Genomic DNA, 15,585 nt, shown 5'->3' with positions numbered 1-15,585 from the left:
GGTGAGCCGCCGGAGCCGGCTCGCGACATCCTCGCGTCAGCCGAGCCCCGGTCCGGCAGAACCGGCCAGTGCCTCCAGGTCGCTCTTGCGGACCCGGATCATCAACCAGGCGGTGACCACGGCGAGGACGGCCATCGCGGCGGCCGGGATGAAGGCCGTGGCGATGCCCTGGGCCAGCACCTCGTGCCCCCACGGCGCAGGCAGCTGCTGCGTCCTGGCGAACTCCGCCTTCTGCTCCGCGGAGCCCTCGGCCATGAACCGCGGGAGCTGCTTCTCCGCCTCGTCGCGGGTCGCGGTGCCGAAGACCGTCGTGAGGATGGCCAGACCCAGCGATCCGCCCACCTGCTGGGTGACGTTGAGCAGCCCGGACGCGGCGCCCGCCTCGTGCTGGGCGACACCGGAGACGGCTGTGAGCGTCAGCGTCACGAAGTTCAGGCCCATGCCGAAGCCGAACACCAGCATCGGACCGAGGACCCCGCCGACGTAGGAGCTGTCGGAGCTGATGAGCGCCTGCCAGGCCAGGCCGATCATCGCGAGGGCCGAGCCCACGACCATGAACGGCTTGGGGCCCAGCACCGGCAGGAACCGCTGCGACAGGCCCGCCCCGAGCGCGATCACGACCGTCACGGGCAGGAAGGCGAGCCCTGCCTCGATCGGGCTGTACCCGAGCACGTTCTGCACGAACAGCACGATGTAGAAGAACATGCCGAACATGGCCGCGGCCAGACTCAGCATGATCACGTACGTGCCCGAGCGATTCCGGTCGGCGAACATCCGGAGCGGAGTGATCGGCTCCTTGGCGCGCGACTCGATGAACCCGAAGGCCAGCAGCAGGACGACCGCGGCGCCGAAGGACCCGACGGCGAGGCTGTCCCGCCATCCCTCGTCCGCCGCCCGGATGAAGCCGTAGACGAGGGAAGCCATTCCGGCCGTGGAGGTCACGGCGCCCGCGATGTCGAAGCGGCCGGAGTGCCGTTCGGACTCGCCTATGTAGAGCGGTGTGAGCACGGCGATCAGTACGCCGATCGGCACGTTCACGAAGAGCACCCAGCGCCAGTCGAGCCACTCGGTGAGCATGCCGCCTGCGAGCAGGCCGATGGCGCCGCCTCCCGCGGACACCGCGGCGAAGACACCGAAGGCCCGGTTGCGTTCCGGACCCTCGGGGAACGTGGTGGTGATGAGCGCCAGCGACGTGGGCGACGCGATGGCACCTCCCACGCCCTGCAGGACCCGTGCGGCCAGCAACTGCCAGGGCTCCTGGGCGAGCCCGCCGAGCAGCGAGGCGACGGTGAAGAGCAGGATGCCGGCCATGAAGACCCGGCGCCGGCCGAGGATGTCACCGGCGCGGCCGCCCAGGAGCAGCAGGCCGCCGAAGGTGAGGGTGTAGGAGCTGACGACCCAGGTGAGGTCGGTGGTGCTGAACTCGAGCGCGTCTTGAATGTGCGGGAGCGCGATGTTCACAATCGTCGCGTCGAGTACGACCATGAGTTGGCAGGCCGCGATGACGGTGAGAGCGATGCCGGGATGCCCCTCCCGGCGGGCCGCACCTGGCCTCTGGTCCTGGAGCAATGGAGAGGTTGTCACTTTGGGTCCCCCACGAATGCCTTAGTGAACGCCAGCGTTCACTGTCGCGCCAACGGTAGTGAGTCCCCGACAGTGAACGCAAGCGTTCACTGTCAGCGTCGCCATTCGGCACGTCCCCCGTCGTTGCCGTACGGCGCGTCCCCCATCACCGGAATCCCCGCTTCCACTGCTCCCTGGAGAGACTCCGATGGCTACCCCGAGCTGGGCGGATGCCCCCGCTCAGACGGCCGCACGCCGCCGCGGCGCGGTGCTCGAACGTGCGATCCTCGACGCCGCGCTGGATCAACTCAGCACCGTCGGCTGGAACGGCCTGACGATGGAGGGCGTCGCGGCCGGCGCCCAGACCGGCAAGGCCGCGGTCTACCGGCGTTGGCCGTCCAAGGAGGACCTCGTCGCCGATGCCCTGCGCGCCGGACTGCCGCACTTCGACGCGGCGCCCGACGAGGGGAGTGTGCGCGAGGACCTCTTGGCGCTGTGCCTGAAAGCGCGCGATGCCATGTTCTCCCGCCCTGGGTTCGCGCTTCGCTCCGTGATTCACGAATGCGACACGACGCAGGCCGAGCGCTTCCACGCCGTGATCTTCGACGGCGTCGTGGAGCCCACCATCAGGATGCTCCGGGAGGTGGTCGAGCGTGGGATCGAGCGAGGCGAAGTGCGTCCGGACGCCGCGAACGGATACGTCTTCGACGCCATCCCGGCGATGATGATGTACCGATCCAAGATGTGCGGCTGTGAATGGCAGGACCAGGAAATCGAGGAGATGATCGACCAGTTGATGGTCCCGCTGCTGCGGCCGAGTGGTGCCTGACACGGTGGACGAGGGTCGTGACCCCGCCCGGGGAGGCCAGGGTGTCGCGGGCGGTTCCGGGCGGCGTAACCTAGGGGCGCCATGCCGTACGAACCGCCTACTCACACCGTCGAGCGCTCCCTTCGAGCCACGACCGGAGCGAAGATCGTTGCAGGTGTCGACGAGGTGGGGCGCGGCGCGTGGGCTGGCCCTGTCACCGTCTGCGCGGCGATCACCGGACTCCGCCGACCGCCCGAGGGCCTCACGGACTCGAAGCTCCTCACCATCAAGAGGCGCACCGAACTCGCCGAGGAACTGCGCAAGTGGGTGACGTCGTACGCCCTGGGGCATGCCTCCCCGGAGGAGATAGACGACCTGGGGATGACGGCCGCGCTGCGGCTCGCGGCGGGGCGTGCTCTGGACGCTCTGCCGGTACGGCCCGACGCGGTCATCCTCGATGGCAAGCACGACTATCTCGGTGCGCCCTGGCGGGTCCGTACGGTGATCAAGGGTGATCAGTCGTGCGTGGCGGTCGCCGCGGCTTCGGTGATCGCCAAGGTCCAGCGCGACAAAATGATGGCCGAACTGGGCATCGACCATGCAGACTTCGGTTTTGCGGACAACGCCGGGTATCCATCACCCGTGCACAAGGCCGCACTGGCGGAGCGGGGGCCCACCCCCTACCACCGGTTGTCGTGGGCGTATCTTGATGCGCTGCCCCAGTGGCGGCACCTCAAGAAGGTCCGCAGCTGTACGGACGGAAGCGTTCCGGAAATCGAGGGTCAGCTCGGCTTCGATTTCTGACGGTTTCGTTCGCACGCATGCGCCACCCGCCGACGCGGGTCGTACCAACGTTTGATAAATATCAACCCATGCCTCTCATTCCCGAGGAGCCTCAGATTCACGAGAGTGCCCAGGGTCCCCGCGCCACTCCGGCCAGCGGCCGCACCGCGCCGACCCCCCGCCCCGTACCCGGCCCCCGTCCCGCGGCTCCGTCGCGTCCCGGTCGCCCCGGCCCTCTCCGGCCGACGCCGCCGGTGCAACGTACGCCGCGCGAGGTGGCCTCCAAGCCCGGTCCGTCGGGTGCCGCCGCTGCGGCCACCCCGCAGATCCAGCTGATCCCGGCGTCCGTCGAGGGCGCGCTCGACGCCGCCGAGGAGGCCGTGGACCTGCTGCTGGAATCCGGTCGTGCCCCTGGTGACGTCCTAGTGATCACGACCGGCGAACAGCACCCGTGGGCCGCCCACGAGCTGTCCTTCGGTGAAACCTCCTACTGGGCCCAGCACGACGCCGGAGACGACGTCTTCTACACGGACGCCACCGTCGCGGCCCGCGCCGCGTCGCGCCCCGTGGTCGTTGTCGCCGTCAACGGCGGTTCCGAGGCCGCGGCCGCGAGTGCCCTGTCCCTGGCCCACTCCCGGGCCGGCGCCCTGCTGATCGTCTGCGGGGACCCGCAGCGGATCAACTCGGTGCTGGGCGCGGGCGTCTGAGTCGGTTCCGCAGCGCCCGGCAGGGCGCTGGGAGGTGACCTCGGGCGCCGCTTCGGCGGTTTCCGTACGGCGGGCGGTTCGGCGTGCGCGAGGGCTGGTGCCAGGCGGCTGCGTACCTTGGCGGGATTCGAAGAGTGCGTTCTGCTGCCCTGAGCGGGTCGGCCCACGCGCGGACTCGGTCGAGGGCCGCTCCACAGTGGTGCAGGAGCGGCTGGTCGAGCGCGCTCAGGGCGAGGTGAGGCGAGTCCGGGCCGGGGTTGTGCGCGAGGCGGTCACTGCGACCGTCGCTCCGTGTCACCAGGAAGTGCTCGGACCGTGTCACCGGGAAGTGCTCGGACCGGTCACCGGAACGTGCTCGGAGCGGTCGCACACGACCCCCTGACCGAGCTGCCGGGGTGATGCTCGGGAGCTCGCCGCGCCCGTGTCGGTGCCCGGCCGCCATCGTGGATGCCGTACGACTACTGGGTGGGGCCCCGGGTCCGTGTCCGGAGCGGCCCGACCCGAGCCTCAGCGTGCCGCCGCAGCGCGGCGCAGGACCTCGGAGGCGGCGCCACCGGTGCGCGGCGGTGGCGGAGGTGCCTCCGAGGTGTCGAACGGCTCCGGTGCCGAGGCAGAGTGAGGGCGGCGTCCGCCGCGGCCCTCGCCGAGGACCTGCCAGCCGTCACGGGTCAACGTGATGTACGCCCCGCAGCGCAGCCCGTGCAGGGTGCAGGCGTCGCGCAGTCCCCACATCCAGGCGCCGTCCTCCTCCGTCCAACGGGCGTCGCCCTCACGGCAGTAGAGAAGCACGGCGGTGCGCACCGGCGTGCGGCGTCGCAGATCGTGCGGGATGACCCGGCGGAGCTGCGCCAGCAGCACATTGCGGAACATCCAGCCGTCGGCCGGGGCCGGACGACGGACGAACGAGGCGCTCGCCCGCAGCCGCTCGTCCGGGTCGAGCACGGCGATGACAGCGGTCGCCGGCTGTGGATGGTGCCGGGCGTGGAGTCCGCTGACCACCTCACGGGGGTTACGCAGCAGCGGGATCCCGGCGGCGGCCCATTCCGCGGGTTCGAGCAAGCGGTTGGCGGAAGCGGCGGACGTCGACGCCGCTGCCGAGGCCGGAGCGAATCCGAAGGTCACGGTCCTCCCTTCGGCTACGCGCCCACACTGCGGGCGGGGTCGGATTCCTGGGAGCGCGCACCGCAGCGAAGCCCAGCCGGAGGAGCGGGCGTTCCGTGCGGGAGCGGACCTCAATTCTTCCTGTCGAACTTGAATGCGGCAACGAGCAATTGAGGCAGCCGACCGTTATCAGATGATGCGCGGCTAATATCCCCACCCCGTGCGTTGCCGGGCCACCCATGGGGCGTTCGAGCACGACACGTTCGTACGCCATCGGGGCGTGCGGCGTCCAGAGCCGTGCGCAAGCGGGCAGGCGGCCGGGGGCCCGTACCCGGTCGGAACCCTGCCCCGGCAGGGCGCCGGTGGGCGGGAGCGGGACGGTCGCGGTTGGGAAGGCGGCGCCCGCGTGCGGCCGGACCGTCGTGGCGGCGGCGGTCTCGCCCTCCCGGCCATGCCGTCACCCCTGCACGGCCAGCACCAGCGGCAACACCCCCTGTGCACCGGACCGTCGGAGCATGCGGGCGGCCACCGCGAGGGTCCAGCCGGTCTCCGTGTAGTCGTCCACGAGGAGGACCGGCCCTCCGGACTTGGTGAGGGCGGACGCCAGGGCGGGCGGCACCACCAGCGCCCCGTCGAGCGCCTTGAGGCGCTGGGCGCTGTTGCTCCGAGAACCCGGGTGCGCGTCGCCGGTGTACTCGACGGTGCCCAGCAGCGGCAGCCGGCCCACTTCCGCGATGTGCGTCCCGAGGGAGTGGATCAGACGGGGCCGACTGCGGGAGGCGACCGTCACGACCCCGACCGGGCGGGGCGGGGCGTCCGGTCCGCCCGCAGCCCAGCCTCCAGGGCCCCTGGCCCAGTCGGCCAGCACCTCCACCACGGCCTTCGCCACGTCGTCCGGCACGGATTCGTCGGGGGCCTGGGGCGCGAACATGGGCCGCAGCCGGTTGCCCCAGCCGATGTCCGACAGCCGACCCAACGCCCGTCCCGGTGCCGCCTGTTCGCCGACCGGGATGCGTCCCTTGAGGTCCACTCCGATCGCCGGCAGACCGGTGGGCCACATCCGGCGGGGCTCCACCTCGACACCGGCCCGCCCCAGGTCCACGCGCGCGGCGTCGAGCGCCTCCTCGGACGTGTCCGCCGCGAAGCGGGGGCCCGCGCAGTTGTCGCAGCGACCGCACGGCTTGGCGGCCTCGTCGTCCAGCTGGCGCTGCAGGAACTCCATGCGGCACTCCGTCGTCGACGCGTACGCGCGCATGGCCTGCTGCTCGGCCTCGCGCTGACGCGCCACCCAGGCGTACCGCTCGGTGTCGTACGTCCACGGCTGTCCGGTCGCGAGCCAGCCGCCCTTGACCCGCCTGACCGCCCCGTCCACGTCGAGGACCTTGAGCATGGTCTCCAGGCGGGAGCGGCGCAGCTCCACGAGGGGCTCCAGGGCGGGCAGGGACAGGGGTTTCTCCGCGTGCGCGAGGATGTCCAGCGTGCGGCGCACCAGGTCTTCCGAGGGGAAGGCGAGCGACGCGAAGTACTTCCAGATCGCCTCGTCCTCCTTTCCCGGGAGCAGGAGCACCTCGGCGTGCTCCACACCCCGCCCCGCACGGCCCACCTGCTGGTAGTAGGCGATGGGGGAGGAGGGCGAGCCGAGGTGCACCACGAAGCCGAGGTCGGGCTTGTCGAAGCCCATGCCGAGCGCGGATGTGGCGACCAGCGCCTTCACCTTGTTGGCGAGCAGGTCCTCCTCGGCCTGCTGACGGTCGGCGTTCTCCGTCTTGCCCGTGTACGACGCGACCGTGTGCCCGCGCTGCCGGAGGAAGGCGGTGACCTCTTCGGCCGCGGCCACGGTGAGCGTGTAGATGATCCCGGAACCCGGCAGTTCGTCCAGGTGCTCGGCGAGCCAGGCCATCCGGTGCGCGGCGTCCGACAGACGCAGCACGCTCAGACTGAGACTGTCGCGGTCCAGCGGACCCCGCAGCACGAGGGCGTCCGAGCTGCCGCCGGTGCCGAGCTGCTCCGCGACGTCGGCCGTCACGCGCGCGTTGGCCGTGGCCGTGGTCGCGAGCACCGGCACACCGGGCGGGAGGTCGGCGAGCATCGTCCGCAGCCGGCGGTAGTCCGGCCGGAAGTCGTGACCCCAGTCGGAGATGCAGTGGGCCTCGTCCACGACCAGGAGCCCGGTGGCGGCCGCGAGCCGGGGCAGCACCTGGTCCCGGAAGTCCGGGTTGTTGAGCCGCTCGGGGCTCACCAGCAGGACGTCGACCTGGCCGGCGGCGATCTCGTCCTGGACGGCCTCCCACTCCTCGGTGTTGGAGGAGTTGATCGTCCGCGCGTGGATGCCGGCCCGGGCCGCCGCCTCGACCTGGTTCCGCATGAGCGCGAGCAGCGGGGACACGATCACGGTCGGACCGCTGCCCTGCGCCCGCAGCAGCGAGGTCGCCACGAAGTACACCGCGGACTTGCCCCAGCCCGTGCGCTGGACGACCAGGGCACGGCGTCTGTCGGCGACCAGCGCCTCGATCGCCCGCCACTGGTCCTCGCGCAGCCGGGCCGCTCCCGAGACGTCCCCGACGAGGCGGGCGAGGACCGCGTTGGCCGCCGCCCTGAGATCCGCGTTGCTCGTGTGCTCCATGCGTTCCATACAACAGGACGGCACTGACAGCGGGAGCGGTGGACCGTGCGATCGGATGCCGCGCCGACCTCGAGTGACGTGTCCCTGATCGGACTTATCCACAGGCTCAAGCGGAGGTTCGGATTCCGCGAGATCGTCTCCGCATGACGAATCACAGCGAAGCGACTGGATCCTCCGAAAACGGTGACATCACCGGGCCTCAGGGGCGTGGCGGGCACGAGGAAAGTGGACATGTGACGCGCGGGAGCGACGCGGCCGGGCCGTACGTCTCCGGCTCGCCGGGCGACGGCCACGGCGGCGAGCACCAGGTCACCTTGCGCACCCCGGCCGAACTGGCCGACGCACTGCCGTATCTGCTCGGATACCGCCCCGAGGACAGCATCGTCCTGGTCGCCCTGCATGACAGGGACGGTCGTGGGCGGTTCGGGGGCCGGGCCCGGCTGGGCATCCCCGCGAACCCGGACGACTGGCCGTCCGCGGCCAGGCAGCTGGCCCACGGCCTGGTGAAGGGCAGCGAGCGCCGAGGTGCCCGGCCCGAGTCGATGGTCGCCTTCCTGTGCCAGGAACCGGAGAAGGGCCAGTCCGGGCAGCAGGTGATGGAGCGGCTGAGGCCCCTGGCCCACAGGCTGCGTGTCGAGTGCGGGTTGCTGGACGTGGTGGTGGTCGAGGCGTTGTGCATCTCGGAGGGCCGCTACTGGTCGTACTGCTGTGACAACGCGGCATGCTGTCCGCGCGAGGGAGCCAGCATGGGTCTGCCCGGTACGTCGGTGCTGGCCGCCGCGGCCACCTATGCCGGGATCCAGGTGCGTGGCACGCTGCGAGAGCTGCGGGCCCGGCTGCAGCCCTGGGAGAACGCCGCGGCCCTCCAGCAGGAAGCCGCCCTGGACACCGCCAGCATGGCACTGGTCCCGAGGATCCTGGACGATGCGGGCCGCGCCGAGGTGGCGGGCGAAACGCTGGAACTCGCCGGGAAGGTCCTGGACCGTTTCGCCGAGGCACAGCCTGTCTCAGGCATGCTCCTGGCGGATCTCCGCGACGACGAACTGCTCGGGCACGACGAGGCCGCCCGGTTGATCCTCGGCCTCCAGGACCGCGCGACCCGTGACCGAGCGGCCGAGTGGATGGAGGGCGACGAGGCCGCACGGGCCCTTCGCCTGTGGCGGAGTCTGGCCCGGCGCTGCGTCGGGCCGTACGGCGAACACGCCGCCGCACCGCTCACCCTCGCCGGCTGGGTCGCCTGGTCCACCGGTGACGAGCTGGAGGCCAGGGAAGCCCTCGCCATGGCCCTGGGCGCGGACCCTGACTACCTCTTCGCCCGGCTGCTGCACCAGGCCTGCAACGAGGGTCTCGACCCGGAGTCGATCCGCACATGTCTGCGAGCGGAGCGCGAAGGCCGTGTCCGCGCGGTGACCGACGGCGCGGAAGCGGGCGTGGACGGAACCGAATCGCCGTCGGACGGCTCCGTGGCCCGGGAGGACGGCCACCAGGCGGCCCGGTCCGAGACAGCCCTACCCGGGCTGGAGCCGCACCCCGAGCCGCACCCTGAGCCGGACCTCGAGCCGAACTCCGATCCCCAGTCCGAGCCCTCACCCACGGCGGTGCCCCCGCGGCGCCGACGCCGCCCTCATCCCGCCGGTGCGTCCGACGGCACCCCGGCCCGAGCCCGCGCTGCAGACCGTGACGCGAGCACCCGGGCCAGCACGCGGACACCCCACCGGCGTACGTCGACGGGCACCACGCGCCCGGCGGGTGCCCCGCAAGCCGAAACGCGCCCCGGCCGTGCCACGCCGGCGGGTTCCGCGGGATCCAGGAGTGCACGCACAGGAGGTACGCGTGCGCGTGCGGCGCGCAACGCGGCCATGCCCTGCGCGGACACGCGGCAGGAGGATGCGCAGCCCGGCCAGAGCGCGGAGGAGGAGGAGTGAGTGTCCGCCTGGCGGACGGGAGGCGCCGGGGGCAGGTCCACAGACGTGACTCGGAGGACGTCCACGCCGTTCACCTGAGTGGCGGAACGGCTGGACGGGCCGCGACGCCGCACTGCCCCTGCCCCGTCGGAGCCCTCCGGCACCGGCGCCGAACTCGATCGAGGCGCACAGAGCGCAGAGGAAGCCTTCCCATGCACCAGCCGACTCCGCCCTCCGCCGCCGACGACCGCCGCTCCCCGGACGCACCCCAGCCGCCCCTGCGGCCGAGCCGTGACCTGACCGGGCCCGGCACTCCATGGCCGGGGGACCAGGATGCCGCTCCGCGACCGGCAGCCCGGGTCGACGGTTCCGGTCCCAGGTTCCCTGGAGGCACCTCGCCGACCGCACCTGCCACCTCGCCGACCGCACCTGCCACCTCGCCGACAGCACCTGCCATCTCGCCGGCCACACCTGCCTCGCCAGGCTCACCGTCCTCAGGCCCTGACCCACGACCGCCCGACCCGCCCGGCCTGCCCGGCCCGGACCGTCCGTCTGCCCCCTGGGCGGCCCGGAGCCGCCGCGCGGGTCCCTCGTCGGGGCACGGCTCGGCCTCCCTGCCCCCGGCCCCAGGCAGGCTTCCATCGCCCCCGGGGCAGACGCCCCCGCCCCGGGGTGCCACGATCCCCGGGCTGCGCTGGTCCGCCGACCTGCCGCCCGCCCACACGGTGCTGATCTGTGTCGCCCTTCCCGGCCTGGCCATCTCGACGGAGGAGGGGCAGATGACCGGCCGCGGTCTGGAAGGGTTCTATCGCGCCGGCCGGCGGGTGCTCTCCCGCTGCGAGATCCGCGTGGCGGGGCGGGAACCCCTCGCGGTCCAGGCCCGGATGGCCACGGCCGACCGCGCCAGGTTCGTGGGCACGCTCCGCACCTCCCCGCAGGCCGGCCCAGACCCGGACGTGCTCGTGGAACGGAACCGGTACGCGGACGGCACCGAGCGGATCACGCTGCACAGCGCGGCTCCCCGGCCGCTGCGCGTGCCGGTCGAGGTGGCCCTGGGCACGGACCTGGCCGACCTCGGGGCGATCGCCTCCGGCAGCGCGGGCCCCGAACTCCCCGCCAGCGTCCACGACTCCGGCCTGCGCTGGTCCTGCGCCACCGGCAACGCGTCCGTCACGGCCGCGCCGCCTCCCTCGGACGCCCTGGCCTCGGCAGGGCTGCTGCGGTGGGAGCTCGACCTGCCGCCGGGAGGGAGCAGAAGCGTCGAACTGCGGGTGCGGCCGGACGGCGCGGGGCCTCTGCGAGCCGTGGGCCGCGCGGCTACGAGCCCCCTCGCCGCGGCACGCGCGGAAGGCGACGATCCCAGAGTCCCCGCGCTGCTACGGACGAGCATCGAGGACCTCCAGGCCCTCTTGTTGCGCGACACCGCCAACCCCGCCGACACCCACCTCGCCGCCGGGGCACCCTGGCGCTGCGGACTGGCCCCGGCCGACGCGCTCGTCGCCGCCCGGATGGCCCTGCCCCTCGGTACCGGCCTCGCCGCGGGGACCTTGCGCATCCTCGCCCGGACCCAAGTCACGGGGCCAGGACCGCAGTCGGGGATGATCCCCGGCCCCAGACGGGACGCCGGGCCGCACCTTCCGCCCCAGTGCACCGGCACCGAAGCCACGCTGCTCTTCCCGGCACTGCTCGCCGAGGCCCGTCGCTGGGGACTCTCCGAGCAGGAGACGGAGGAGCTGCTGCCCGCGGCCGAGCGCTGCCTGACCTGGCTGCGGACCACCGTGGGTGACGACACCTACCTGCGCGACCCGCATCGCGGCGGGCCCGTCCGCTGCGAGACACAAGCCCACGCCCACCGCGCCGCACTGCTCGGCGCCGACCTGCTGGACTCCTGCGGACGTACGGGCGGGACAGCGCTTCGCCAGTGGGCGCAGGAATTGCGGACCGCCTTCCGGAAGGACTTCTGGGTCGACGACCTCGGAGGCGGTCGGCCTGCCGTGGCCCGTGCCCCGGACGGCAGGCCCGTGCCCCACCTGGGCGCGGCCGCCGTACACCTGCTCGACACCGGCCTGCTGGGCGGGGGCGTGTCGGCACCGGGTCTGCTCGACAAGGTCCAGACGGAGCACCTCGCCCGGCTGCTCGGCAGCCCGGTCATGGACTCGGGCTGGGGCCTGCGCGGTCTGGGCGCGAAGGAAGCGGGACACAACCCCTTCGGCCACCGCGCCGGGGCCGTACGGGTCCAGGAGACGGCACTCGCCGTCGCGGGTCTGGCCGCCGCCGGCTACGAGAAGGAGGCGAGTTCGCTGCTGCGCGGCGTCCTCGCGGCCGCCGAGGCCTTCGGCCACCGCCTGCCCGAGATGTACGCGGGGGAACAGCGCACGGAGGGGAGCGCCCCCCTCCCACACCCGGCGGCCTGCCGCCCGGCGGCCACGTCCGCGGCCTCCGGAGTCCTGCTGCTGACCACGCTCGCCGGCATCCGCCCCGACGCCCCGGCAGGGGCGGTCACCCTGCGCCCCGTGCGCAGCGCCCCCCTGGGCGAGATCGGCCTCATGGGGCTGCGGGTCGCGGGGGCACCGTTCTCCGTGCGCGTCAGCCGACTCGGCCTCGCCATGGTCGAGGAGGCGGCCGACGGGCTGCAACTGGGGGTGTGACCTGGTACGACCGGCAACGGCCGAGTGATCGGGGACAGACACCGGAGCCCGTACCGCACGGAAGTGGATCAGTAGGCGAAGCGACCGCGGAAGGGAGTGTTTATCGTCAGGCAGACGACTATGATCGCGGCATGCCCTACGACCCGTCAGCCTTTCCGCCCTTCGCCGTCACCGTGGACCTGGTCGTGCTGACCGTGCGCCGCCATGCCCTGTGCGCGCTGGCGGTACGCAGGGGGGAACCGCCGTTCCAGGGGCGCTGGGCGCTCCCCGGCGGCTTCGTACGGGCCGACGAGGACCTGGCGCAGGCCGCTGCACGTGAGCTGGCCGAGGAGACCGGGCTGCGGGTCCACGACCCGTCCGTCCCCGCGCAGGACAACGGCGCACATCTGGAGCAGCTCGCCACCTACGGCGACCCCAAGCGGGACCCCAGGATGCGGGTCGTCAGTGTCGCCCACCTCGCCCTTGCTCCCGACCTGCCCGCGCCCAGGGCGGGCGGCGACGCCAGCAACGCGCGCTGGGCCCCGGTCGAGGAACTGCTCCAGCAGGGCGGCTACGGGCGGGACGCCGAGCCGGTCGCGCCGCTCGCCTTCGACCACGCGCAGATCCTGGCCGACGGCGTGGAGCGCGCTCGTTCCAAGATCGAGTACTCGTCGCTGGCCACCGCCTTCTGCCCGCCCGAGTTCACCGTCGGAGAGCTGCGCCGCGTCTATGAGGCCGTCTGGGGCGTGGCGCTCGACCCGCGCAACTTCCATCGCAAGGTCACGGGCACGCCGGGCTTCCTCGTCCCCACCGGTGGGACGACCACACGCCAGGGCGGACGTCCGGCGCAGCTGTTCCGTGCCGGTGGCGCGACTCTGCTCAACCCCCCGATGTTGCGCCCCGAGGTATGACCGACGTCCCGGCGCGGGCGTGATCGTCGCGAGGTCCGGAACGCGATCGGCCCGCAGTCCCGACAAGGCGTCGTCGCTCTCCCCGTGATAGGCCTTGGGATGCCCGGAAAACCGGACATAGCGCGCTATCTTGCTGCGAGTGATCCAGGCCTTCGGACTGACCAGCAACCCCCGCAAAGAGCTTCCGCCCGCAGTCGATGACGTCTCCTTCGAGGCGCGAGCGGGCCGCGTCACCGCGCTGCTGGGAGCACCGGGCGCCGGCAAGACGACGGTCCTCAGACTCATGCTCGAACTCCAACGGGGCCGTGGCGTCACCTACTTCCGGGGCCGCCCCCTGCATCGCATCGCTCACGCCTCACGCGAAGTCGGCGTGCTGCTGGGTGACGTGCCGGGCCACCCGGCCCGCACCGTCCGGGGCCATCTCCGCATGCTGTGCGCCGCGGCGGGGGTGCCGGTCCGGCGTGCCGACGAAGTCCTGGAGACGGTCGGCCTCGTGAGCCTGCGCGACGAACGCCTCGGCACCCTCTCACGCGGCATGGACCGCCGCCTCGGCCTGGCCTGCGCCCTCCTGGCCGACCCGCACACCCTCGTCCTCGACGACCCGACCGACGGGCTCTCCAGCCGTGAGGCCGACTGGTTGCACGGCATGCTCCACGCCCACGCCACCCAGGGCGGCACGGTCCTGTTCACCACGGCCGACCCCAAGGAGGCCGCCCGCACCGCCGACCGGGTCGTCACGCTGGAGCAGGGCAGGCTCGTGGCCGACCAGGAGGCCGCCGAGTTCTCCCGTACCCGCCTGCGTCCCCGTGTCGCCGTCCGCAGCCCGCACGCGGCTCGTCTGGCGGCTCTCCTGGCCAAGCAGGCCCGCACCTCGCGGCGCTCCGTCGAAGTCGTACGAGAAGGCGGCAACCGCCTCTCCGTGTACGGCAGTACCTGCGCGGACATCGGCGAGACCGCGTTCCGGAACGGCATCGTCGTCCACCAACTCGCCGATGAGATCGGAGACATGGGGCCCGGCGCGGGCGCCGACCAGGAAGCTGCACGGGACTCCGGCCGACGCTTCGTCGATGGGGCGCAGGACGCAGCGGTGAACCGCTACGGGAATAGCGCACCGGGAAGGCCCACCGACGAGGCGGAACACGCCGTGGCCGAGCCGGAGCGCGCTGATGTCGGGCTGGGAGGTGACGGGATCGAGTCAGGAGGGGCGGGTGTCGGACTGGAACGCATGGGCGGTGAGCCAGGACGGGCCGGTGTCGGGCTGGAGCGCGACGGGGCTGAGCCAGGACGGGCCGGGGTCGGGCTGGAACGCGCCGGGGGCGAGCCCGCGCGCGCCGGTGTGGGGTCGGAGGGCGCCACGGTCGGGCCGGAGCACACCTCTGACACGCACCGGGTCATCGCCGCGCCCCGGACCGGCGAGCCGGAACCATCCCTCGGCTCCTCCGTGCCGGCCATCGCAGCTCCCGTGACCGCGCCCGCCGAATCGCGACCCACACGTGAGCCGCGATCCGGCAAGGACACAACCGGCATGGACACAAACGGACCGGCCTCCGATGGATGGTCGCCCTCTGCCTCTCAGGCGCAGCCCTCCACCGAGCCGCACGAGGGCTCCGACGTCCTCACAGCCGACGACCCGGGCCATGCCGCCGCCCCGCCACAGAAGGCGACGCCCTCGCCCTCACCGCCCCGCGTGCTCCATCCCACCCACGCCCGCAAGGCCCGCACGCTCGACGCTCTGCCCCCTCTGCCGCCCCCCATCTCCGTCCGCCCCGCCCCCAGTCCTCTGAGCCCCCTCCGTTACGAGATCCGCCGTGCCACCGGGATCGGCACCGGTTTCCTCACAGGGGCCGCCGTGCTCGCCGTGTCCGCCGTGACCGCCGTCGTGCTCGCCCGCATCGGGCACACCCCGCAGCCGCGCCTGCTGGCCGCGTGGCCGCGGGAACTGCCCCTGCCGCCGGCGGCGCTCGGCGCGGGACTGCTCGGCGCGCTGGCCTTCGGCGACGAGTTCCGCCACCCCGCCCTGGCGGCTGACCGCGGCACCGTGCCCCGCCGGCTGGGGCTGCTCGCCGCGAAACTGCTCGTCGCCTCGGTCACCGCGCTGATGCTGGCCGTCCTCACCGTCGGGTGCGACGCCGAAGTGCTCTATCTCGTCTACGGACGGGAGCTCGCCCAGGTTCCCGCCGACTGGGTCGCGCTGAGTGCGAGTTGGCTCGGGCTCGTGGTCGGCTGCGCCTGGGCGGGCGTACTGGCCGCAGGGGTGTTCCGGTCCACCACGGCCGGGCTCGCCGCGGTGGCCGCCGTACCCCTCCTCGTCGTACCCGTCGTGCACCGGCTCCTGGACGGACCGTCCGTACGGACCGCGGCCGGGCTTCCGACCCGGCTGCGAGAGGCTCTCCTGCCGCGGTGGCCCTTCGGGGGAGAGCGTTACCTGGAGACCGCACTCAGGGTGATCTCCCAACCGGTCGGCGGCGCACTGACGTTGTCGCTGACCGCTCTGCTCTGCGCGTATCTGCTCACGACGATGCGCAGCAGATTCCGGTGACGACTGTCCGTAACCCTTC

10 protein-coding genes are annotated in these 15,585 nt (G+C 72.7%); 7 read left to right on the top strand and 3 right to left on the bottom strand.

What is annotated here, in order from left to right; translation table 11 throughout:
• Window positions 1-36 precede the first annotated feature (36 nt).
• Window positions 37-1,584 carry an MFS transporter gene (locus ACSUPV_RS10325; protein WP_031116909.1) on the bottom strand — a complete coding sequence of 516 codons (1,548 nt, stop codon included), beginning with the start codon at window positions 1,582-1,584 and terminating at the stop codon, window positions 37-39.
• 187 nt (window positions 1,585-1,771) lie between these two features.
• Here ACSUPV_RS10325 and ACSUPV_RS10320 point away from each other — a divergent pair, with 187 nt between their 5' ends.
• From ACSUPV_RS10320 to ACSUPV_RS10310, 3 genes are all read left to right on the top strand, one after another.
• Window positions 1,772-2,392 carry a TetR/AcrR family transcriptional regulator gene (locus tag ACSUPV_RS10320; protein ID WP_037761586.1) on the top strand — a complete coding sequence of 207 codons (621 nt, stop codon included), beginning with the start codon at window positions 1,772-1,774 and terminating at the stop codon, window positions 2,390-2,392.
• Between the two features lie 81 nt (window positions 2,393-2,473).
• Window positions 2,474-3,175: a ribonuclease HII gene (locus tag ACSUPV_RS10315; RefSeq protein WP_031116907.1), complete on the top strand. Its 702-nt coding sequence runs from the start codon at window positions 2,474-2,476 to the stop codon at window positions 3,173-3,175.
• Window positions 3,176-3,243: 68 nt separating this feature from the next.
• Window positions 3,244-3,861, top strand: a complete 618-nt coding sequence (locus ACSUPV_RS10310; protein WP_078650798.1) for a hypothetical protein — start codon at window positions 3,244-3,246, stop codon at window positions 3,859-3,861.
• 507 nt (window positions 3,862-4,368) lie between these two features.
• Here the strand turns inward: ACSUPV_RS10310 and ACSUPV_RS10305 are convergent.
• Both ACSUPV_RS10305 and ACSUPV_RS10300 read right to left on the bottom strand, forming a co-directional pair.
• Window positions 4,369-4,983, bottom strand: a complete 615-nt coding sequence (locus ACSUPV_RS10305; RefSeq protein WP_031116905.1) for a hypothetical protein — start codon at window positions 4,981-4,983, stop codon at window positions 4,369-4,371.
• A gap of 436 nt (window positions 4,984-5,419) precedes the next feature.
• The gene (locus ACSUPV_RS10300) at window positions 5,420-7,585 is read right to left on the bottom strand and encodes a RecQ family ATP-dependent DNA helicase (protein ID WP_436947360.1); all 2,166 of its coding nucleotides are present in this window, start codon (window positions 7,583-7,585) and stop codon (window positions 5,420-5,422) included.
• Window positions 7,586-7,728: 143 nt separating this feature from the next.
• Between ACSUPV_RS10300 and ACSUPV_RS10295 the strand changes: the two genes are divergently transcribed.
• The 4 genes from ACSUPV_RS10295 to ACSUPV_RS10280 all read left to right on the top strand — a co-directional run bounded on the left by ACSUPV_RS10295 (window position 7,729) and on the right by ACSUPV_RS10280 (window position 15,566).
• Window positions 7,729-9,510 (top strand): DUF4192 domain-containing protein, encoded by a 1,782-nt coding sequence (locus ACSUPV_RS10295; protein WP_436947359.1) that lies wholly within the window; start codon window positions 7,729-7,731, stop codon window positions 9,508-9,510.
• A 758-nt stretch (window positions 9,511-10,268) separates the two neighbouring features.
• A complete protein-coding gene (locus ACSUPV_RS10290) occupies window positions 10,269-12,137 on the top strand; it encodes a glycogen debranching N-terminal domain-containing protein (protein ID WP_436947358.1) in 1,869 nt (622 codons plus the stop codon).
• Between the two features lie 131 nt (window positions 12,138-12,268).
• Entirely contained in the window at window positions 12,269-13,027 is a 759-nt protein-coding gene (locus ACSUPV_RS10285) for an NUDIX hydrolase (protein ID WP_031116901.1), read from the top strand.
• 139 nt (window positions 13,028-13,166) lie between these two features.
• Window positions 13,167-15,566 carry an ATP-binding cassette domain-containing protein gene (locus ACSUPV_RS10280; RefSeq protein ID WP_436947357.1) on the top strand — a complete coding sequence of 800 codons (2,400 nt, stop codon included), beginning with the start codon at window positions 13,167-13,169 and terminating at the stop codon, window positions 15,564-15,566.
• Window positions 15,567-15,585: the final 19 nt, after the last annotated feature.

The sequence above is a fragment of the Streptomyces sp. SudanB52_2052 genome (genome assembly GCF_964272415.1).
GTDB classification, from domain to species: domain Bacteria; phylum Actinomycetota; class Actinomycetes; order Streptomycetales; family Streptomycetaceae; genus Streptomyces; species Streptomyces olindensis.
Note: the sequence above shows the minus strand (reverse complement) of the source record. Positions and strands in the feature narration are given on the sequence as shown.